This is a genomic window from Achromobacter sp. GW823-FHT04E03, assembly GCF_058796095.1.
The window spans coordinates 1-21,233 of sequence record NZ_JBXAIJ010000008.1; the positions used below are offsets into that span (position 1 = coordinate 1).

At 67.3% G+C, this 21,233-nt stretch carries 18 protein-coding genes and 1 pseudogene; 11 read left to right on the forward strand and 8 right to left on the reverse strand.

What is annotated here, in order from left to right:
• A pseudogene (locus AC1RHV_RS30395) lies at positions 1-180 on the reverse strand (Zn-dependent hydrolase); the annotation flags it as partial.
• Between the two features lie 11 nt (positions 181-191).
• Entirely contained in the window at positions 192-1,547 is a 1,356-nt protein-coding gene (ertD, locus tag AC1RHV_RS30400; RefSeq protein ID WP_054459124.1) for a hydantoin-5-propionate amidohydrolase, read from the reverse strand.
• A gap of 99 nt (positions 1,548-1,646) precedes the next feature.
• On the opposite strand from ertD, the gene AC1RHV_RS30405 reads away from it, so the two are divergent.
• The 6 genes from AC1RHV_RS30405 (at position 1,647) to AC1RHV_RS30430 (ending at position 9,913) form a co-directional block, all read left to right on the forward strand.
• Positions 1,647-2,537 carry a LysR family transcriptional regulator gene (locus tag AC1RHV_RS30405; protein ID WP_119451793.1) on the forward strand — a complete coding sequence of 297 codons (891 nt, stop codon included), beginning with the start codon at positions 1,647-1,649 and terminating at the stop codon, positions 2,535-2,537.
• A 220-nt stretch (positions 2,538-2,757) separates the two neighbouring features.
• On the forward strand, positions 2,758-3,849 hold the full coding sequence (ertC, locus tag AC1RHV_RS30410; protein WP_054459120.1) for a thiohydantoin desulfurase: 1,092 nt from the start codon (positions 2,758-2,760) through the stop codon (positions 3,847-3,849).
• 10 nt (positions 3,850-3,859) lie between these two features.
• On the forward strand, positions 3,860-5,536 hold the full coding sequence (gene ertB, locus AC1RHV_RS30415) for a thiourocanate hydratase (protein ID WP_313388663.1): 1,677 nt from the start codon (positions 3,860-3,862) through the stop codon (positions 5,534-5,536).
• Between the two features lie 120 nt (positions 5,537-5,656).
• Positions 5,657-6,997: an MFS transporter gene (locus AC1RHV_RS30420; RefSeq protein ID WP_054459118.1), complete on the forward strand. Its 1,341-nt coding sequence runs from the start codon at positions 5,657-5,659 to the stop codon at positions 6,995-6,997.
• Positions 6,990-8,069, forward strand: coding sequence for an MBL fold metallo-hydrolase (locus tag AC1RHV_RS30425; protein ID WP_175163610.1), 1,080 nt, complete (start codon positions 6,990-6,992; stop codon positions 8,067-8,069). The genes AC1RHV_RS30420 and AC1RHV_RS30425 overlap by 8 nt, the downstream gene beginning before the upstream one ends.
• A gap of 107 nt (positions 8,070-8,176) precedes the next feature.
• Positions 8,177-9,913: an HAL/PAL/TAL family ammonia-lyase gene (locus tag AC1RHV_RS30430; RefSeq protein ID WP_492302629.1), complete on the forward strand. Its 1,737-nt coding sequence runs from the start codon at positions 8,177-8,179 to the stop codon at positions 9,911-9,913.
• Between the two features lie 11 nt (positions 9,914-9,924).
• Here AC1RHV_RS30430 and AC1RHV_RS30435 read toward each other — a convergent pair whose 3' ends face one another.
• The 4 genes from AC1RHV_RS30435 to AC1RHV_RS30450 all read right to left on the reverse strand — a co-directional run bounded on the left by AC1RHV_RS30435 (position 9,925) and on the right by AC1RHV_RS30450 (position 13,704).
• Complete coding sequence (locus tag AC1RHV_RS30435) at positions 9,925-10,518, reverse strand: 2-hydroxychromene-2-carboxylate isomerase (RefSeq protein WP_119451794.1); 594 nt, start codon at positions 10,516-10,518, stop codon at positions 9,925-9,927.
• Between the two features lie 11 nt (positions 10,519-10,529).
• On the reverse strand, positions 10,530-11,867 hold the full coding sequence (locus AC1RHV_RS30440; RefSeq protein WP_082401350.1) for an MFS transporter: 1,338 nt from the start codon (positions 11,865-11,867) through the stop codon (positions 10,530-10,532).
• 45 nt (positions 11,868-11,912) lie between these two features.
• Positions 11,913-12,698 (reverse strand): aldolase, encoded by a 786-nt coding sequence (locus tag AC1RHV_RS30445; protein WP_054459111.1) that lies wholly within the window; start codon positions 12,696-12,698, stop codon positions 11,913-11,915.
• A gap of 130 nt (positions 12,699-12,828) precedes the next feature.
• Positions 12,829-13,704, reverse strand: coding sequence for a LysR family transcriptional regulator (locus AC1RHV_RS30450; RefSeq protein WP_492302631.1), 876 nt, complete (start codon positions 13,702-13,704; stop codon positions 12,829-12,831).
• A gap of 149 nt (positions 13,705-13,853) precedes the next feature.
• Here AC1RHV_RS30450 and AC1RHV_RS30455 point away from each other — a divergent pair, with 149 nt between their 5' ends.
• On the forward strand, positions 13,854-14,297 hold the full coding sequence (locus AC1RHV_RS30455; protein ID WP_175163618.1) for an NUDIX hydrolase: 444 nt from the start codon (positions 13,854-13,856) through the stop codon (positions 14,295-14,297).
• Between the two features lie 4 nt (positions 14,298-14,301).
• On the opposite strand, the gene gcvA is transcribed toward AC1RHV_RS30455, so the two are convergent.
• The gene (gcvA, locus tag AC1RHV_RS30460; RefSeq protein WP_054459106.1) at positions 14,302-15,198 is read right to left on the reverse strand and encodes a transcriptional regulator GcvA; all 897 of its coding nucleotides are present in this window, start codon (positions 15,196-15,198) and stop codon (positions 14,302-14,304) included.
• Between the two features lie 124 nt (positions 15,199-15,322).
• On the opposite strand from gcvA, the gene AC1RHV_RS30465 reads away from it, so the two are divergent.
• From AC1RHV_RS30465 to AC1RHV_RS30480, 4 genes are all read left to right on the forward strand, one after another.
• The gene (locus tag AC1RHV_RS30465) at positions 15,323-16,747 is read left to right on the forward strand and encodes an amidase (protein WP_492302634.1); all 1,425 of its coding nucleotides are present in this window, start codon (positions 15,323-15,325) and stop codon (positions 16,745-16,747) included.
• An 8-nt stretch (positions 16,748-16,755) separates the two neighbouring features.
• A complete protein-coding gene (locus AC1RHV_RS30470; protein WP_306653562.1) occupies positions 16,756-18,021 on the forward strand; it encodes an MFS transporter in 1,266 nt (421 codons plus the stop codon).
• Between the two features lie 28 nt (positions 18,022-18,049).
• Positions 18,050-18,859 (forward strand): aminoglycoside phosphotransferase family protein, encoded by an 810-nt coding sequence (locus tag AC1RHV_RS30475; RefSeq protein WP_492302637.1) that lies wholly within the window; start codon positions 18,050-18,052, stop codon positions 18,857-18,859.
• An 86-nt stretch (positions 18,860-18,945) separates the two neighbouring features.
• Positions 18,946-20,340: a GntP family permease gene (locus AC1RHV_RS30480; RefSeq protein WP_119451800.1), complete on the forward strand. Its 1,395-nt coding sequence runs from the start codon at positions 18,946-18,948 to the stop codon at positions 20,338-20,340.
• Here the strand turns inward: AC1RHV_RS30480 and AC1RHV_RS30485 are convergent.
• Entirely contained in the window at positions 20,319-21,230 is a 912-nt protein-coding gene (locus AC1RHV_RS30485) for a LysR family transcriptional regulator (protein WP_054459096.1), read from the reverse strand. The two genes, AC1RHV_RS30480 and AC1RHV_RS30485, sit on opposite strands and share 22 nt — an antisense overlap.
• Positions 21,231-21,233: the final 3 nt, after the last annotated feature.

A 21,233-nucleotide genomic window follows, 5' to 3' on the forward strand; every position in this document is an offset into this window, starting at 1 on the left:
ATCCAGGCGGGTCGCCAGGCCCGCGGCCTCGAATTCGCTGCGCAGCCAGGCGCGGGCCTCGTCGAACAACGGCGAGAACGCGCGGCGCGTCCAGGGGACGTCGGGCAGGGTGAAACGGGAAAGGGTTTCGACGCGGGCCCAGAGGCGCTCGGCGTTCAGGGGAGGAAACTGCACAGACATTGCCGTTTCCCTCAGGCCTGGCGCGGACGCAGGAAGCGGCCGTCGCCCTTCTGATTGACGATGCCCTTGCCATCGTAGACCTGCTGGCCGCGGCACCAGGTGCCCGCGACGCGCACGGTGAACTCGCGGCCTTCGAACGAACTCCATTGCACCGCCGACAGGCTGGTAGACGGATCGAAGGCATAGCGTTCCGGCTTGAGGATGACGATGTCGGCGTCCTTGCCCACCTCCAACGAGCCCTTGCGGTCATCCAGCAGGAAGTGCTGCGCGGGGTTGCGGCTCAGTTGGCGCACCACCATGGACGGCGCGATGCCATGCTCTTCGCAGCCGGTCCAGAAAGCGGGCAACAGCGTTTCCAGGCCCGGGCCGCCGGACGAGTTCTTGAATACGTTCGGATTCTGCTTGCGCTCCAGGCCCCAGCTGACATGGTCCGACGACACGAAGGTGCATTCGTCCTTGGCGATATGGGTCCAGAGCAGGTCGACCTCGGCCTTGGGACGGATCGGCGGATAGTGCTTGGTCTTCGCGCCGAAGCGGCGGGTGTGCTCTTCGTGGTTCAGCATCAGATACTGCACGCAGGTTTCGATGCTGGCGCGATGGCCGTTGCGGCGGTACATATTGCAGATCTCGAAACCGCGGGAAGTCGACACGTGTACCGCATGGGCGCGCGCGCCGGTTTCGGCGCCGATCTCATAGATCAGCGCCGTCGCCAGGTTCTCGATCAGCGGCGTATGCGCGCGCATGAACGCGTCCCAGCCGGTGTCGTCGGCCTCGACCAGCCGCGCGATGTTCTTGCGGGTCAGTTCCTGCATCTGGTTGTGCACGCCGCAAACCAGTCCGGATGGAGCGATCAGGCGGAAGGCTGCGTACAGATCGTCTTCCTCGATGCGGGGAAATCGGCCCGGGGTCGCTTCGAAGGTCGAAAACTTGAAGGCGCATACGCCGCCTTCGATGAGCCCCGCCGCGGCCGCCAGGCCGTGCTGGGTGTTCAGGGTGCCGAACAGCGCCACGTCCACATGGCAATCGCGCTCCACCTCGGCGATCTTGGCGTCGAGCTGCGGACGCGAAGCCACGGGTTCCGGATCGTCGTAGGGCATGTCGACCATGACCGTCACCCCGCCGGCGGCAGCCGCGCGCGATGCCCAGCCCAGTCCTTCCTGGTTCAGCTGGCTGCCCGAATGCACCTGGCCGTCGACCACGCCGGGCACGATCCACTGGCCCCGCGCATCCACGCTGTCGCGGCCCGCGGGGGCCTCGCCAGCGCCGCGCGCCGCGACCTTGCCGTCCCTGACCGCCAGCCAGCCGTCCATCACCACGCCATCCGGGTCGACGATGTTGCCGCGCACCACCAAATCGAAATCGCTCATGACCGCTTCCATCCTGTGTTGAGTGCAGGCAGTGTAGGAGCGGCCATCCAAAACGTCTTATGCTTATATGTGCGTGAGAATTAACATCAGGTTAAGCATATGAAATTGAATCTGCGGCAGATCGAAGTCTTCCGGGCCATCATGCTCAGCGGCTCCATCAGCGGCGCATCCAAGCTGCTGTTTGTTTCGCAGCCCGCGGTCAGCCGGCTGATCGCCTATACGGAGCAGCGCCTGGGCTTGATGCTGTTCCAGCGCATCAAGGGCCGGCTGTACCCCACCCCTGAGGCCCACCGGCTGTTCGTGGAGGTCACGGCGCTGTACCAGAACGTGCAGCGCGTGAACGAGGTCGCCGACAATCTCGCCGAAAACCGCGAGGGGCAACTGCGCCTGTCCTGCAGCCCCAGCCTGGGCCAGTCCTTGCTGCCCCGCGCCATCGCGCAGTTCCGACGGCAATTCCCGGAAGTGCGCATTGTCCTGCAAACCTTGATCCCCACGGTGATGCAGCAATCGCTGTTGACGCAACAGGTGGAACTGGGCGTGGCCTACATGCCGGTGGAACACCCCAGCCTGGCGTGGCAGCCGCTGTATGAAAACCAGATCGTGGCGGTGCTGCCAAAAGGGCATCCGCTGGCGGCGCGCGGCCGCGTGACGGTGCACGATCTGGCCGAAGAGCCGCTGATCGGTTACAGCGCGGACATTCCCTTCGGCATGTTGATCAACAAGCTGTTCGGCGGCGAACATGCACAACCCGAACCGCGCATCGAGGTCCAGCAGGCGCACGTCGCCTGCGCCCTGGTCCAAGCTGGCGCAGGCGTGGCGCTGGTGGACGAGATTACGGTAGCCGGGCCGATCTGGTCGGAAGTGGTGACCCTGCCGATCATCGGCACCGTGAACGCGCCGGTCAATGTGTTTCATCTCGCGCTCCAGCCCCTGTCCCGGCTGGCGCTAGCCTTCATCGACGTGCTCCACAAGCTCGACCAGCGCGGCTGAATCAGCCCGGCGCCTCGATCACGAGACTAGGGGATATCCCTCAGGCCCTTTTCCCGCTGCCCAACCGCTCCGCTATGAGCGCGTCCAGCAATTAACATCATGTTATGTACAAAGCATAAAAGGTAATACGACATTATCAAGGCTGCTTCCTATGATCCCCCCGTCCATCCCGCAACCGTTGCGGGAATCATTGAAATGAGCAACCGGGAGGAAAGGCGTCATGGGAAGAATTTTGACGATGCAAGATGTCGAGGCTGCGGTTCGGGGCGGGTCGGTATTCGCCTGCGGCGGAGGCGGCTGGGCCGAGCATGGGCGTGAGCTGGGCTCGCTTGCCGTCACCATAGGCCGCCCTGAACTGGTAACCATGGATGAGGTGCCGGACGACGCCTGGATCGCCACGGCGGCCGCGATTGGCGCGCCGGGCGGGCTCACCGACTGGCAAATGCTGGGCATCGACTACGTCAAGGCCGCGCAACGGCTGCAGGACGCGCTCGGAGAGCGGATCTACGGGCTGATCATCGGCCAGAACGGCATGTCCAGCACGCTGAACGGCTGGCTGCCTTCGGCCGTGCTGGGAACCAAGGTCGTCGACGCCGTCGGCGACATCCGCGCCCACCCCACCGGCGACATGGGTTCGCTGGGATTGGCGGGCAGCCCGGAACCGATGATCCAGTGCGCGGTGGGTGGCAACCGCGCCAGCAATTCCTATATGGAGCTGACCGTCCATGGCGCCACCGGCAAGGTATCGCCGGTGCTGCGCAAGGCGGCCGACATGGCGGGCGGCTTCATCGCCAGCTGCCGCAACCCCATACGCGCTTCCTATGTGCGCCGCCATGCAGCGCTGGGCGGCATCAGCAAGGCCCTGGCGCTGGGCGAGGCCATCATCGCCGCACAAGCGCGCGGGGGCAGCGCGGTCATCGACGCGATCTGCAAAGCCACGCAGGGCGAGATCATCGCTTCCGGCAAGGTGGTGCGCAATACGCTGCGCTACACCGACGAAGCCTTCGACATCGGCACCGTCGAAATCGGCGAAGGCGCCTCCAAGCGCATCATCCATGTGATGAACGAACACATGGCGGTGACCGACGGCCAGGGAGAACGGGTGGCCTGCTATCCGGATGTGATCACCACGCTGGACAGCGACGGCAACCCCGTCAGCGCGGGCAAGCTGCGCGAGGGCCTGCAAGTCAGCGTGCTGCACGTGCAAAAGCAACACATCCCCCTGTCTTCCAGTGTGACGGATCCTTCCGTCTATCCCATCGTGGAAAAGGCGCTGGGCATGAACTTCACCGACTACGCATTGGCATCCTGAGGTAAACGGCGTGAAACGAGAATTCAACATCCCCGGCGGCAGCACCCTGCGCTGCAAAGGCTGGCGCCAGGAAGCGCTGCTGCGCCTGCTGGAAAACGTGCTGGCGGTGGGCGAAGACCCGGCCAACCTGGTGGTCTACGCCGCGCTGGGCCGGGCCGCGCGCGACTGGCCCGCGCATGACGCCATGGTGCAGGCCCTGATGGAACTGGAGGAGGACCAGACCCTCATCGTCCAGTCGGGCAAACCCATAGGCGTGCTGCGCACGCATCCGCAAGCGCCGATCGTGATCATGGCGAACTGCAACATGGTCGGCCAGTGGGCGCATGCCGAGAACTTCTACCAGATGGAACGCGACAACCTGATCTGCTGGGGCGGACTGACGGCGGGCGACTGGCAGTACATCGGCTCGCAAGGCGTGATCCAGGGCACCTATGAGATCTTCTCGCGCATCGCTGAACGCCACTTCGACAACGATCTGCGGGGACGCTTCATCCTGACGGCGGGCATGGGCGGCATGGGCGGCGCGCAGCCGCTGGCCGGCCGCATGGCGAATGCCGCCATCCTCACGGTGGAGATCAACCCCGAGCGCATCGAAAAACGCATCAAGGCAGGCTTTCTTGAACGGCGCGCCGACACCCTGGACGAAGCCCTGGAGCTGATCCAGGCGGCACAGGCCCGCCGCGAACCCGTTTCGGTCGGCCTGTTGGGCAATGCCGCGGACGTCTACCCCGAAATCCTGGCCCGCGGCATCGTGCCCGATATCGTCACCGACCAGACCTCGGCGCACGACCTGGTCTACGGCTACATTCCCGCCGGGCATACGCTGGCACAGGTGGCCGACATGCGCCGCAACGACGTGCCTGGGCTAATGGACGCCAGCCGCGCCTCCATCGTCCGCCACGTCACCGCGATGCTGGGATTCAAGGACCGCGGTTCGATCGTCTTCGACAACGGCAACCTGATCCGCACCCATGCGAAACAGGGCGGCGTCGAGCGCGCGTTCGAAATCCCGGTTTTCACCGAGGCGTTCCTGCGGCCCCTGTTCGCGCGCGCCATCGGTCCGTTCCGCTGGATCGCGCTATCGAACGACGCGGACGACATCCGCAAGATCGACGACTTCCTGCTGCAACGTTTCCCGGACAACTTCATCGTGTCCAACTGGATCCGGCTGGCGCGCAAGGAAGTGCCGTTCGAGGGCCTGCCCGCGCGCATCGCCTGGCTCGGCCACGGCGAGCGTACCGAGCTGGCGCTGGAAGTGAACCGGATGGTGCGCGAAGGCGTGCTGAGCGGGCCCGTGGCCTTCACACGCGACCACCTGGACGCCGGCGCCATGGCCCATCCGAACATCATGACGGAAAACATGCGCGACGGCTCCGACGCCATCGCCGACTGGCCGTTGCTCAATGCCATGATCAATTGCTCGTCCAGCGCCGACCTGGTGGCGATCCATTCGGGCGGCGGCGGATACAGCGGCTACATGACCAGCGCCGGCGTAACCGTGGTGGCGGACGGCACCGAGGCCGCCGACCAGCGCCTGCGCCTGTCGATGACCAACGACACGGCCAGCGGCGTACTGCGCTATGCGGATGCGGGCTACGAAGACGCGCTGGACGAAGTGCGCAAGAAAAACATCGCACGAATCGACACCATCCGATACAGCCACAACAGCCCTGGACAGAGCGACTAGCGACCGTGGGCGGCACGATGCTTGAAGGCGTGCGCGTGCCGCCGCAGGGCCAAGGGGCGGCGGTTCATTTTCAGTTTATTCAGAGCGTGCTCCAAGCACGCATGATTCCAGGGGAAAGCAATGAAAGACATCACGATCAATCCGGGAGCCGGAGCTCCACCCGGCCGTCCGGCGCATCAGGCCACGGCGCAGGAGCGCAGCGGCCGCAAGGCAGTGATTGCCGCGTCGGCCGGCAATGCCCTCGAATGGTATGACTTCACCGTCTATGCCCTCTTCGCTGTCTACATCGGACAGAACTTTTTCCACAACTCCGATCCCACCGTGCAACTGATGGCCTCGTTCCTGGCCTTCGGCCTGGGCTTCGTGGTGCGTCCCCTGGGCGCGTTGGTGCTGGGTTCCTATGGCGACCGCGCCGGCCGCAAGGCGGCATTGACCCTGACCATCATGCTGATGGCCGTGGGCACGCTGCTGATCGCGGCAGCTCCGCCGTATGCCGCGATCGGCGTGGGAGCCCCGCTGCTGATCGTCTGCGGCCGCGTGCTGCAAGGTTTCTCTGCCGGCGGCGAGGTCGGCGGCGCCACCGCCTTCCTGGTGGAACATGCGCCAGAGGGCAAACGCGGCCAGTATGCCTCGTGGCTGCAGGCCAGCATGGGCATCTCCAACCTGCTGGGCGCGCTGGTGGCGACCTTGGTCACCACGCTGCTGACCGAACAACAGGTGGGCGAATGGGGCTGGCGCGTGCCGTTCATCATCGGGCTGGCGATCGCGCCGGTGGGTCTGTGGATGCGCCGGGCGCTGGACGAAACGCCGCATTTCCGCGAGGAACAGGCGCGCCAGGAGCGCCAGGGCGACCACGTCAAGGCGCCGCTGCTGGCGGTCCTGCGCAACTACCCCAAGGAGCTTCTGACCGGCCTGTGCATGTCGGTGCTGTGGGCGGTCGGCCCCTACGCGCTGATCATCTTCATGCCCATTTATGTGCAGAAATCGCTGGGCTTCTCCAGTTCACAGGCCTTCACGGCGGCGCTCGTGGGCAATCTGTTTCTGATCGGCGGTTGCGTATTTTCCGGCACGCTGTCGGACCGCTACGGGCGCCGCACCGTTCTGCGCGCAGCGGCGCTGATCCTGCTGATCGCCGTCTACCCGCTGATGATGTGGCTGAAGGCGACACACACCCTGGGCGCACTCATCGTGGTGCAATCGCTGTTCTGCCTGATGGTGGCGATGTACGTGGGCGTGGCCCCCGCGGCCTTGTCGGAAGTGTTTCCCACGGCAGTCCGGTCTTCGGGCATGTCCCTGTCGTACAACACGGCGGTCACGGTGCTGGGCGGATTCGCGCCCGCCATTCTTACCTGGATCACCTACACCACGGGCGTGGCGTTTGCGCCCGCGCTCTACGTGATGGGCGCCTGCGTGGTCGCACTGGTGGCGCTGACCCTTCTTCCGCAGGGCCGCCATGTTTGACGCGCGCAAGACATGGATCGCAGCCGCCGCCCTGACCTTGGCCGGCTTTTGTTCGGCGCCGCTCGCGGCTGAACCGCCCGGCTCGGCCGAGCTGGTGCTCCTGGGGGTCGCCGGCGGCCCGACCTGGTACGGGGATGACTCGCCGCACGGAATATCCTCGGCCGTACTGGTGGATGGCAAGGCCTACGTCGTCGACCTGGGCTCGGGCGCCTATCGCCAGTTGCGCCGCGCGGGCGTCAAGCCCGGCTCGGAGCAGGCCGTCTTCCTGACGCATCTGCATACCGACCACATCATCGATCTGGCCAACCTGCTCATGTACGACCCCAGCGCCCGCCGCCGCGCCAAGGCATCGATGCAGATTTACGGGCCTGGCCGGCGCGGCGCGCTGCCGCCGCTCGCGCCCGGCATGAAGGACGCCCCCGTGATCCACTCGGAGAATCCTTCCGCGGGGACTCGCGACCTGGTCGAATCGGTCATTGCCGGCATGTCGGCCGATCTGAACATCCGGGTGCGCAGCGAAGGCGTGCCGGACATCCGGCAGTTCTTCCAGGCGCACGACATCGAGGTTCCGGACGGCGTGGTCAAGGACCCCAACACCGACCCGGCCCCGCCGATGGACCCGTTCCCAGTCTGGCAGGACGAGCGCGTCAAGGTCAGCGCCATCCTGGTTCCGCACGGGCTGGTGTATCCCAATTTCGCCTACCGTTTCGACACCAAGGCGGGTTCCGTGGTGTTCTCCGGCGATACCGCGGTCAGCGAAAACCTGATCAAGCTGGCCCGCGGCGCGGACTTCCTGGTGCACGAGGCGATCGATCCGGCCTGGGTCGACCACATCGTCGGCGCCAAGCCCTGGGATGCCCGCCAGCAAGCGTTGGCCCGCCAACTGCTGGAAGCCCACACCACGCCGCAACAGGTCGGCGAAGTTGCCACCCGCGCTGGCGTCAAGACGCTGGTGCTGTCCCACCTGGTCCCGGGCGACGCCCCGGCGGAGCATTGGCTCCAGGCACGGCAGACCTTCCAGGGACCGGTAGTGCTGGGACAGGACCTGCTGCGCCTGCCCCTCGGTCCCTAACGCCCGCCCCCCCCCAATTTGCACGCTTTCCTCCGCGGACCGCCAGTCGGTCCGCGGGGCGCGCCGCATCCACAGCATCCGTAACTTCCGTCATGCCAGGAGTCGCAATGCCCACGCTGAACTCACCGTTCTCCCCTACCCGCCTCCATGGCGCACTCATCCGCCGTTCACTGGGCGCCGCCCTGCTCGGCGCCTTGCTCTGGCCATTGGCCGCCACCGCAGCCGCCTGCGCGCCAGTCGAGCTGGGCGGCCGCTCGCTGACCCTGGCGCAGATCGAATCCGTGGCCAGGCAAGGCTGCCGCGTGACGGTGGCCGACGACGCAATGCAGCGGGCGGAACGCTCCTATGAGCTGCTGCTGGCGTATGCGCGACTGGACCGCCCGGTGTACGGATTGAACCGGGGCGTGGGTCTGAACAAGGACCAGACCATATTCCAGGGCGGCGCGATTTCGCCCGAGGTCCGCAAGCTGTCGGAGCAGTTCAACCGCAACCTGCTGCGCTCGCACAGCGCCGCCTACGGCAGCGAGGCGCCCCAGGAAGTCACGCGGGCCGCGATGCTCATCCGGCTGAACACGGCCCTGTTCGGCGGCGCCGGATTGCAGCCTGCCGTGCTGCGCCAGTACGCCGAATTCCTCAATCGCGGGGTGACCCCCGTCATGTTCGGCGAGGGCTCGGTCGGGCAGGCCGACATTACGATTCTTCCGCAGATCGGACTGGCGATGATGGGCGAAGGCCAGGCCTACTACGGCGGTCAGCGCCTGCCCGCGTCGCAGGCATTGCGTCAGGCGGGGCTGACGCCGATACAACCCTTCGGCAAAGACGCGCTGGCCATCGTCAGTTCCAATGCCTATGGCGCCGCCGTCGCGTCGCTGGCGGCGTTGGACGCCGCCAGGCTGCTTTCCCAGGCCGATGCGGTCGCCGCGCTGTCGCTTGAAGGGCTGGACGGCAACCTCGCTCCGCTGTTGTCCGCGTCCCAGGCCCAACGCCCGTATGACGGGCAGGTAAGCACGGCCCAACATATCCTCACGCTGTTGCGTGGCAGCTCGCTGTGGCGGCAGGACCCGAAACGCGCGCTGCAGGATCCGTTGAGCTTTCGCACGGTGAGCCAGGCCCATGGGGCCGCCCGGGACATGCTGGAGCTGCTGCAGCGACAACTGCTGCTGCAGATCAATAGTTCCGACGACAACCCTACCGTGGCGCTGGATGCCCGGCCCGCAAGCGATGCCCAGCCTTATGAATTGCAGTTCTACGTCACGCAGGGTCCAGTCCAGGGCGCCGTGATTCCCAACGCCGGATTCGATCCCAGCGCCTGGGCGCTGCCCTTGCAGAGCATGGGCGTGGCCTTGTCACAGGTGGCCCAGTTGTCGGCGCAGCGCACGCTTCGGTTGACCGATACGGCGTTCACCGGGCTGCCGCGGTTTCTCAGCCCGGGCAATGGCTCGATCGGATATGGCCCGATCCAGAAAACCGTCTCGTCGCTTGCCGCCGAGATACGGGTACTGGCGCTGCCGATCGCCACCGATGTGCAGCCCCAGGCCGGCAATATCGAAGACGTGGGGACCAATGCCCCCGCCACGGGCCGCAGAGTGGCCGCTCAGATCGACCGGCTGACCACCCTGCTCGCGGTGGAACTGATGCACGCCGCCCAGGCGGTGGACTTGCGCGTCGCCAAGCATCCCGATTTCGCCGTCGGGACAGGCACTGGCGCGTTGCGGCATGACTTCCGCGAGCGCGTCCCCTACATGAAGGAAGACCGCCGCAACGACGAAGACATCGTCGTTGCGGCCAATTTCCTGGCTCACGCCAGGCAGCAGCAGCCGGCAGCGGCCTCTACGGCGCGCTGACGCCTCCCAGCCTACGCCGCCACCGCCTCCTCCAGCATCTCCAGCCGGTCCTGCCCCCAGAACACCTCGCCCCGGTACACATACGACGGCGATCCGAACACCCCAGCCGCGACCGCATCGTTGGTGTTGCGGCGGTAGACGGCCTCGATGCCGGGCTCGGCCGCCGCGGCCAGCAGCGCCGGAGCATCCAGCCCCTGCTGCGCCAGGATGGCGCGCAGGGTGGCCTCGTCGGAGATGTCCTGCTCGTCGCACCACTCCGCTTTCAGGATCGCCTTGTACAGCGCCGCCACCGGCAGGCCGGCATGGTCCGCCGCGATGACGATGCGCGAAGCCAGGCTGGCATCCGGGCACATATAGGCCGGTTGCGGATTGACGCGGATGTCCAGCTTGCGGCACCAGCGCGCCAGCTCCGTCACGCGGTAAGCCTGGCGCTCAGGTGCGCGCAGGCCCAGCAGGATGCCGCCGGTGCGGGCGTAGACCTCGGGCAGGTCCACCGGCAGGTAGCGGATCACCGCCTGCTGGCGCGCCGCCAGCGCCTCCAGCCTGTCGGCGCCGAGGTAGGCCCAGTCGGAGTTCATCCAGAAGTAATAGTCGATGGTCTTCATGGCGTCCACAATCATGGCGTCCTCAGGTTGGCGCGGGCCGGCACCCGCAAGGCCGCAACCGCAGGCGCCTCGCTGCGCATCAGCCAGGCGCTGAACAGGGCGATCACACCCAGGATGCTCAGGTACCACACCACGTACTGGGGATCGCCCCCGCCCTTGGCCAGCAGCCAGGTCGCCACGATGGGCGCCAGGCCGCCGCCGATGGCGCCGGACACCTGTACCGCCAGCGATATGCCCGTGTAGCGCACCTCGGCCGGGAACTGGCTGGAGAACAAGGTGCCTTCCGGCCCATAGAGGCAAGCGTAGACCAGGCCGACCGCCAGGCAAACCGCCAGGATGATCCAGCCCGTGTCCCGCGTGCCCAGCAGATGGAAGAACACCGGCGCGCACGCCAGGATGCCCAGGGTGCCGGCCATGAACACCCACTTGTGCCCGATCTTGTCGCCCAGCATGCCGAACAGCGGCATGGTGAACAGCGCCACGGCCGCGCCCCAGATCGTGGCGTCCAGCATCACGGAACGCGCAATGCCCAGCGTGCCCGTGGCGTAGGCCAGCGAGAACGTCACCACGGTATAGAACCAGGTCACTTCCGCCAGCCTTGCGCCCACCACCACCAGCAGCGCGCGGCGATGGTGCTTCAGGACTTCCGCCACCGGCACTTCGACCTTGGCGCCCTTCTCTTTCATCTGCTCGAAGTCTGGCGACTCGGCCACCTTGACCCGGATGAACCAGCCCACCAGCAGCAGAACCACGCTGGCCAGGAAAGGCAGGCGCCAGCCCCAGGCCAGCATGTCGGCCTCGGGCAAGGTCGCGACCGCCCCCATCGCCAGCGACGACAGGATCAGGCCCGGCGCCACGCCGGCTTGCGGCAGGCTGCCGAAAAAGCCCTTCTTGCCATCCGGCGCATGCTCCACCGCCATCAGCACTGCCCCGCCCCATTCGCCGCCGACCGCGATGCCTTGCAGGAAGCGCATCAGCACCAGCAGCACCGCGGCCCAGTAGCCGATCTGTTCATAGGAAGGGATCAGTCCGATCAGGATGGTGGGCACGCCCATCAGCAACAGGGTGATCAGCAGCATGGATTTACGGCCGATCTTGTCGCCGTAGTGGCCGAAGATCACGCCGCCCAGCGGCCGCGCGAAAAAGCCCACGGAATAGGTGGCGAACGCCGCCAGCGTGCCCGTCAGCGGATCGAAGGAAGGAAAGAAGATCTTGTTGAAAATCAGCGCGGCAGCGGTGCCGTAAAGGAAAAAGTCGTACCACTCGATGGTGGTGCCCATCATGCTGGCCAGTCCGGCCGTCACGTAATCGCGGCGCGAGCGCGCAGCCGCAGGCTTGGTCGTCATCATCATGACTCCCCGAAAAAAGTTCTGGAGGAATGGGGCTGCGCGGTATCAGGCGGCGGGCAGCGGCAAGGGCGCAATGCCATGCGTCTGCCGGGCCCAGTAATTGAACGTCGCATTGACGATCGAGGGCTTGAGCAGATAGTCGTGCGCTTCGCGCGCCAGCGCATCGTCCACCGGCGTCAGCGGGCCGAAGGCCTGCGCGCGGATCTGCATGCGCGCCGCGCGTTCCAGGTAGACCGACAGGTAGGTCGCCTCTTCGCAAGACACGCCGGCCGTCAGGTAGCCGTGATGCGCCAGGATGATGGCGCGCTTCTTGCCCAGCGCGCCGGAGATGATCACCCCTTCCTGGTCAGCGATCGGCACGCCTGGCCATTCCCCCAGGAAGGCGCAGTCGTCGTGCAAGGGCGTCATGTCCATCTGCGAGATCACCAGCGGCTGGCGCGCCGCGGCCAGCGCCGAGGCCCACGGCGAATGCGTGTGGATGATGGATTGCACGTCGGGCCGCGCTTCGTATACCCACAGGTGAAAGCGGGTGGCCGGGTTGGCCATGCCCTCGCCCGTCAGCGTGTGCAGGTCGCGGTCTACTTCGATGAAGTCGGCCGGCGTGGCTTCGTCAAAGCCTAGCCCGAAGCGCAGGGTCCAGTAGGCCCCCGGACGCTGCGAACGCACGCTGATCTGGCCGGCGAGCCCGGCTTCCTGCTCGGTCATGGCCAGGATGCGACAGGCATAGGCCATGGTTTCCTGGATGCTGCGCGGCACGGCGCGCAGATGGTGCGCCATTTCCTGCGTGGCGCGGGTGTCGAAATAGGATTTCTCTCGTAATGCGGTGCTCATGTCTTCCCCTGTGTAATGCCCGCGCCATCGGCGCCACCGGACGCCGCGCGAGGTATGCACAGTATGGAAAGCCATGCGCAATACAGCCATGCAGCCACGGTCATAGCTGCTATTCGACCCGCCAGGCCGGCTATTGCGCCGCGATGCGGTGGGCGACGGCCAGCAGCTCGCTCACCAGCGGCAGGGGCTGGCGGTTGGCCAGCGTGATGGCGACCACGCGCCGCCGCAAGATGGGGCTATGGACCCGGACCTTCCGCAGGCCGTACTCGGTCAGCAGCTTGTCGGGGATGCGGGACGGCAGGATGCAGGCGCCCACGCCCGAGGACACCAGCTTGAGCATGGCGTCTATGGTTTCGGCCTCGGCCACGAACTCCGGCTCCAGCCCCGCGCTGTGGATCATCTTGCGCAGCGCGTAATGCGGCGGAAAGCCCACCAGCCGCAGGTCCATGCCGGACAGGTCGACGTCGTCCGGCAGTTGCACCTCGCCGCGCACGATCAGGCACATGTCGTCGTCAAACAGCGTGGCCGACGCCAGGTTGTCCGAGGCGACCGCCGCGTCATAGACGAAACCCACGTCCGCCTTGCCGCTTTCGACCAGCGCCACCACTTCGGGCGAACTGCGGCCCATCACCGACAGGTTCACGTGTTCATGGCTGCTGACGAAACTGGCCACCACCTCGGCCATGAAGTAGTAGCTGAGCGTGTGCACGGTGGCGAGCCGGACCGTTCCCTGCGTCACGCCTTCGCGCTGGCGCACGGCCTCCAGTACCCGGTCGATGTTCCGATAGGCGGGCTGGATGCCGTCGAGCAGCCGCGCGCCGGCTTCGGTCAATTCCACGCCGCGGCCAGTGCGCACGAACAGCGGCTTGCCCACGTGGGCCTCCAGCGCCGCCAGTTGCCGGCTCAGCCCGGACTGGGTCTGGTCCAGGTCCTCCGCAGCACGCGATAGCGATTTGAGTTCCGCGATGCGCAAGAAATAGCGCAACTGCCGGTCCGGTGTATCCATGCTGCCCTCCCGCCCCCTTTTCGATGCGCTCATGCTGGCGCGGTTGACAGTGTGCACCAGCGACCGGTCCGGCACTACGGGGATTTGCGCTAAGGCCGGGTTGGCGTACCCTGGCATACCCAGGCCTCTGCCACGAAAAGGAACCTCGCATGACCGCGTCCCCGCCCCAGCGTCCCATCGCCGCCACCATCGCAGCAGTCGTGCGCGACGGCCGCGTGCTGCTGGTGCAACGCGCCAACCCGCCTGACCAGGGCCGCTGGGCCTTTCCCGGCGGCAAGATCGACGCGGGCGAAGGCGTGCTTGCCGCCGCCGCGCGTGAACTGCTGGAAGAAACCGGCGTGCGGGCGCAACCGCTGCACGTGTTCGACGCGGTGGACGTCTACGACCGCGACGACGCGGGCGCGCTGCGCCGCCACTTCATCCTGATCGCGGTGCTGTGCCGCTGGCAATCCGGCGAGCCGGTGGCGGGCGACGATGCCGCCGACGCCCGCTGGGTGCCGCTGGAAGCATTGGACAATCATTCGCTCGCGACCAGCTTCGGCGTGGCCGAACTGGCGCGCAAGGCGGCGGCGCTATCATCGGCCGCGCCGTAGCGTTTCAGGCTGGCTCCCCCAGGCCGCTTTCCAGCAGCCAATCGCGAAACACCCGCGCCTTTTCCGGCATGGCGCCCCTGCCCGGCCACACGAGGTAGTAGCCAAACTCCTCCAGCCAGGCGTCGCCGGCCAGCCGGACCAGGCGTCCAGCAGCCACGTCATCCTGCACCATCGCCACGGGCAGCAGTCCTGCGCCCTGGCCAGCGGCCACGGCCTGCAGCAGCAGGCTGCCATCATCGAACGCGGGCCCACGCGGCATGCCCGCGTCCTCCACGCCCTGCGCCGCGAACCACAGCTGCCAGCCGTTGCGCGCTTCGTCATGCACGCGCGGCCAGCGCAGCAGTTCCCGCGCGCCAGCCGGCATCCCCAGCTTCGCCACCAAGCCGGCCGATGCCACCGGCACGACTTCCACGGTCAGCAGGTGTTCGCTTTGCAGTCCCGCATAGCGGCCCAGTCCGTGGCGGATCGCGATGTCCGCGCCGTCCCGGCCGAAGGCCGCCAGCGCGTTGCTGGTGACGAGCTGCAGGTCGATCTCAGGATGGCGGGCATGGAAGTCATGCAGTCGGGGAATCAGCCAGGCCGACGCGAAGAACGCGGTGGTGCTGAGGGTGAGCACGCGGCTCTCGGGCGGCTGGGCGACACGGGCGGACGCGGCCAGGATCTGGCGGAAGGCGTTGCGCACCGGCGGCAGGTAACCGTGGCCGGCATCCGTCAACTGAATGCCGCGGTTCACGCGCAGAAACAGCGCCACGCCCAGATGCTGCTCCAGCGACTTGATCATCTGGCTGACCGCGCCGGGCGTCACGCATAGCTCCTGCGCCGCGTCCTTGACCGACAGATGGCGGGCCGCGGCTTCAAAGGCGCGCAACGCGTTGAGCGGAGGCAGTCGTGGAGCGGTCATTTCCGAAGAGTTCAATGATTTAGTTTTTCTAACTCAAACAGAATAGAAATCATGGTTTGTACGCTGGTCCAGCAGACATTAACTTGATCGGGTCTGTGACGAATAGAAGATGGATAAAGAATAGATGAACTATACGGAAGACATCAAGGCCGCCGACCTGCACCAACTCGATCTGCTGGCTCTTGCCGCCCTGATCCAGTCGGGCGAGGTCTCGCCCGTGGAGATCACGCGCGCGCAACTACGGCGCATCGAAGCGCTGGACGGCGAGCTGCGCAGCTACGCCCATGTGACCGCGGCCTCTGCGCTGCAGGAAGCCCAGGCCGCCGAAATCGAAATACGCCAGGGGCGCTACCGCGGCCCCCTGCATGGCGTCCCCCTCGCGCTGAAGGACCTGTTCCGGCGCAAGGGCGTGCCGACGGCTGCCGGCGCCGCGATCCACCGGGGCGTGCCCGCCGACCATGACGCCACGTTAGCCAGCCGCCTGCGCGACGCGGGCGCCGTGCTGCTGGGGCAGCTGCAAATGACCGAAGGCGCGTACTCCGACCATCACCCCGACGTCGCGCCGCCGCGCAACCCCTGGCACGCGGATTACTGGATCGGCATCTCATCCAGCGGATCAGCGGCGGCGACGGCCGCGGGCTTGTGCTTCGGCGCGACCGCCTCGGACACCGGCGGTTCCATCCGCTGGCCTTGCGCGGCCGCGGGGCTGACCGGCATCAAGCCGACCTGGGGCCGTGTCAGCCGCCACGGCATGTTCGAACTGGCGGCCTCGCTGGATCACGCCGGCGTCATCGCGCGCAGCGCGGCCGACGCCGCGGCGCTGCTGGAAGCGATTGCCGGACCCGACGCGAAGGATCCGACCGCGTTGCAAGCGCCCGTGCCGCGCTACGCCTTGGAGGCCGCCGTTCCCGCTGCCGGCCTGCGGATCGGCGTGGATATGAACTGGAACCACCGCAACGTCGATGCGCAGACCCAACGCATGATGGAATCGGCAATGCAGGCCTTCGAACAGCTGGGCGCAACCCTGGTGCCGCTGCAGTTCCCCATCGAAGACGCGGCGCAGGCCGTGCGCGACTGGGCCCCGCTCTGCGCGGTCGAAGCGGCGGTGGCGCACGCCAGCACCTATCCATCCCGCAAGGCGGAGTACGGACCGGTGCTGGCCGGCGTGATCGAAGCGGGACGCTCGCTATCCGGTCTCGACTACCAGCGCATCCTGTTGCGTCGCATGGCCATGCGAGGCAAGGTCGACGCCTTGTTCGGCCGCGTCGATGCGCTGCTGACGCCAGTGCAGCCCATGGCGCCGCTCACGCTCGAAGCCATCAGCGTCCTGGGACTACAGCCCGGGCTGGTCGAAGCGCTGCAACGCTATACCTGCGTGTTCGACATGACCGGGCATCCCTGCCTGACGCTGCCCGCCGGGCAGTGCGAAGCCGGCATGCCCATGGGCCTGCAACTGGTGGCGGCCCATCTGGGCGAGCCCGTGCTGTTCCGCTTGGGCGCCGCTTTCCAGGCGGCGACAAGCTGGCATCTGCGCCGGCCGGCACTGTGAGGCCGAAGATGAACATGCATGCGCGGCACGGCGCCAGCCGGATCTTCCACGGCTGGCGGGTGGTGGCCGCGGCCTTCGCCATCACCTTGCTCGGCTTTGGCAGCGCCTATTCCTTCAGCGCCTTCGTCGACGCCTTGCAACGCGACTTCTCCGCCACGCGCGGCGCGGTGTCGCTGGTGTTCTCGCTGGCGGGCTTTCTCTACTTCGGTTTCGGCGTGGTCAGCGGTCCGCTGGCGGACCGCTACGGCTCGCGTCGCATGGCCTGGATAGGCATGCTGCTGGTGGCGCTGGGCCTGGCGCTTGCCAGCGCCGCGCAGAGCATGATGCAGATCTACCTGGCCTACGGCCTGGGCGTCGGGTTGGGCGTGGGCTGCGCCTATGTACCGGTGGTGGGCGCGGTGCAGCGTTGGTTCCTGCGCCGCCGCGGGCTGGCCTCGGGGCTGGCCGTCAGCGGCATCGGCGTGGGCACGTTGCTGGTGCCGCCGCTGGCGTCGGCGCTGATCGAACTGTGGGGCTGGCGCGCCGCGTATCTGGCGCTGGCCGCGGCGGTGGCTGTCCTGGGCTGCGCCGCGGCGCGCTGGGTTGAAAATTCGCCGCAAGACCGCGGACTGCAACCCGACGGCGACGCAGCCTCCACAGTCCGCGCAGCGCCGGCCTCCCCGCCCGCCGGCGTGCCGGTGCTCACCGCCATCCGCAGCAGGGTCTTCCTGCTGCTGTACCTGGCAGCCATGGCCGGCGCCTTCGGCGTCTTCGTGCCTTTCGTGCATCTCATCCCGTACGCCTTGGATCATGGGATCGCGCCGGGGCTGGCCGTGCTGCTGCTGGGCTTGGTCGGCGTGGGCAGCACGGCCGGCCGATTCCTGCTGGGCACGCTGGCCGACCGCCTGGGCCGGCGCGCCTCGCTCGCCACGATGTATGGCGGCATGGCGGCGTCGCTGGCGCTATGGGGCGCTTGCGGCCAGTTCTGGACGCTGGCTTTGTTCGCCCTGGTGTTCGGCGCGTTCTACGGCGGCTGGGTGGCGCTGATGCCGGCGGTGGTCATGGATTACTTCGGCGGCCGCCACGTCAGCGGCATCATCGGCGCGCTCTACACCAGCGTGGCGTTCGGAACGCTGATCGGTCCGGTGGCGGCGGGCCATGCGTACGACCTCAGCGGCTCCTATCTGCTGCCCATCGTCGCCAGTGCGGCGGGCAACGCTTTGGCGGCGGCGATCACGGCACTGCTGCCGCGGCAAGGCGCGACGCAGGCCGCGCCGCGCCCAGCTCTACTATAGGGGTCCATCCAGGCACTCCCGGCGCCCCATGTTCGAAACCTACCTTTCCCGCTGGCAACTCACTCCCGACGGCGCTCCCGTCATCACGCACGCCGCCCAGTTGCTGCCCGTGCGCCATCGCGGCCTGCCCGCCATGCTCAAGGTCTCGCACGAGGAAGACGAAAAGCAAGGCGGCGTGCTGATGCGCTGGTGGGACGGCCAGGGCGCGGCGCGCGTGCTGGCTCACGACGACGCAGCCATCCTGCTGGAGCGGGCCACCGGCACGCGCTCGCTGGCGGACTACGCCCGCAACGGGCGCGACGACGAGGCCACCCGCATCATCTGCAGCGTGCTGCGGGACCTGCATGCCCCACGTGCCCAGCCGCTGCCCGCGCTGCGTCCGCTGGAAGAATGGTTCGAGGAACTGTGGCCCATGGCGCAGGCGCAAGGCGGCATCCTGGCGCACAGCGCGCGCCACGCCCGCGCCCTGCTCGACAGTCCGCGCGACCTGACGGTGCTGCACGGCGACGTACACCACGACAACATCCTGGACTTCGGCGAACGCGGCTGGCTGGTTATCGACCCCAAGCGCCTGCATGGCGAGCGCGCCTTCGACTACGCCAACATCTTCTGCAACCCGGACCTGGCGGATCCCGTTCCGCCCGTCGCCATCGCGCCTGGGCGCTTCGAGCGGCGGCTGGAGCTCATCGTTGCTCAGTCGGGCCTGGAGCGCCGCAGGCTGCTGCAATGGATCCTGGCCTGGTGCGGACTCTCCGCCGCCTGGTTCATGGGCGGCGGCGAAGACGCCGCGATCGACCTGGACATCGCCCGCCAGGCGCACGCGCTGCTGGAACGCTGAATCGCCACCGCTGTAAACAAGGCATCCGGCTCGATGCGGTAAGGTGTAGCCCCACACCCCTTATCTCTTCATTCCCGGAGTACCGAATGACCGGATTGTTCATCGTGGTGGCGGCGCTGGCGTTCCTGATGCTGGCGGCGTATCGAGGCTATAGCGTGATCCTGTGCGCGCCCATCGCGGCCATGGGCGCGGTGCTGCTGACCGACCCGTCGGCGCTGGCGCCCGTGTTCTCGGGCATCTTCATGGAGCGCATGGCGGGCTTCGCCAAGCTCTACTTCCCCGTGTTTTTGCTGGGCGCCGTGTTCGGCAAGCTGATCGAGCTGTCGGGCTTTTCGCGCGCCATCGTGCAGGCAGTGCTGCGCCTGATCGGCGCCGAACGCGCCATCATGGCCATCGTGCTGGTCTGCGCGGTGCTGACCTACGGCGGCGTCTCGCTATTCGTGGTGGTGTTCGCGGTGTATCCGTTCGCGGCCGAGATGTTCCGCCAGGGCGGCATCCCGAAACGGCTGATGCCGGGCGCGATCGCGCTGGGCGCGTTCACGTTCACCATGACCGCGCTGCCCGGCACGCCGCAGATCCAGAACATCATCCCCACCACTTTCTTCGAAACCACCACCTGGGCCGCGCCGTGGCTGGGCCTGATCGGCGCCTGCTTCACGCTGACCGCCGGCATCGCCTACCTGGAGTGGCGGCGCAAGCGCGCGGCAGCCGCGGGCGAGACCTACGGCACCGACCTGCGCAACGAACCGGTCACGCCGCCCAATGAACGCGAGCACCATCCGCTGATCGCGCTGCTGCCGCTGGTGGTGGTGGGCGTCGCCAACTACCTGCTGACGCGCTGGATACCGGGCTGGTATCCGGCAGGCTCCGAAGTCGCGCTGCCGGGCCTGCCCAAGCCCATGCCCGTCAACGCCGAGGACCAGGTGGCGCTGTGGGCGGTGATGGGCGCGCTGATCGCGGGCATCGTCACCATCCTGCTGTTCTCGTTCCGCGGCATCAAGGCGCATTTCGCCGAAGGCAGCAAGAGCGCGGTGTCGGGCGCGTTGCTGGCCTCGATGAACACCGCAGCGGAATACGGCTTTGGCGGCGTCATCGCCGCCCTGCCCGGCTTCCTGCTGGTGGCCGACGCGCTCAAGGCCATCCCCGACCCGTTGGTGGGCGAGGCGGTGGCCGTGACCTCGCTGGCCGGCATCACGGGTTCCGCCTCGGGCGGCATGAGCATCGCGTTGGCGGCCATGGCGCAGACCTTCATCGACAGCGCCCACGCGGCGGGCATCCCGATGGAAGTGCTGCACCGGATCGCCGCCATGGCCAGCGGCGGCATGGACACGCTGCCGCACAACGGCGCGGTGATCACGTTGCTGGCGGTCACGGGCCTGACGCACCGGCAGTCCTACGGCGACATCTTCGCCATCACGCTGATATCGACCACTTCGGTCTTCCTGGCGATCGCGGTGTACTACCTGACCGGCATCGTCTGAGCCAGGCCGGCTGCGATGACCTCCGCCAGCCATTGCGTGAAGACGCGCACCCGCGCCGACACCTGGCGGTTCTGCGGATACAGCACCGACACAGGCATGGGCGCGGGCGGCGCGCCGGGCAGCACGATCTTCAACTCGCCCGCCGCCAGCTCGCGCTCGACGCGGTAGCGCGGCACCTGCACCAATCCCAGGCCGGCCAGCGCCGCGCCGGTGTAGAGCTCCGCGCCAGTCACGCTGACCACGGCCCTGGGGCGTACCTGCACGTTCTTGCCGTCGACCATGAAATCGAGCGGCAGGCTGCGCCCAGTGGCGCTGGACAGGTAGTCCACCGCCCGATGGCCTTCCAGATCTTCCAGCCGCCGCGGCTCGCCGTGGCGCGCCAGATAGGCGGGGCTGGCCACCGTGACTTGCGGCATCAGCGCGATCTGGCGTCCCACCAGCGAGGAATCCTGCAGCGTGCCGGTGCGCAGCACGCAGTCCACGCCTTCGCGCACCAGGTCCACCAGTCGGTCGTCCTCGCCCAGTTGCAGCACGATGTCGGGATAGCGTTCCAGAAAGGCCGGCAGGCCGGGCATGACGAAGAACCTGGCCAGCGTGCCCTGCGCATTGACGCGCAACAGGCCCTTGGGCGAGGTGTCCAGGAAGGCGCCGTCGGCCTCCTCCAGATCCGCCAAGAGCCGCACGCAGCGCTGGTAGTGGGCCTCGCCATCATGGGTCAGCCGTACCTGGCGCGTGGTGCGTTCAAGCAGCCGCGCCCCCAGGCGCGCTTCCATCCGCTTGACCAGATTGGTGACCGTGGGCCGCGGAATCTGCAGGTCCTCTGCCGCCTTGGAAAAGCTACGCCTTTCGGCGATGCGCACGAACACCTGCATTTCCTGGAACCGGTCCATTGT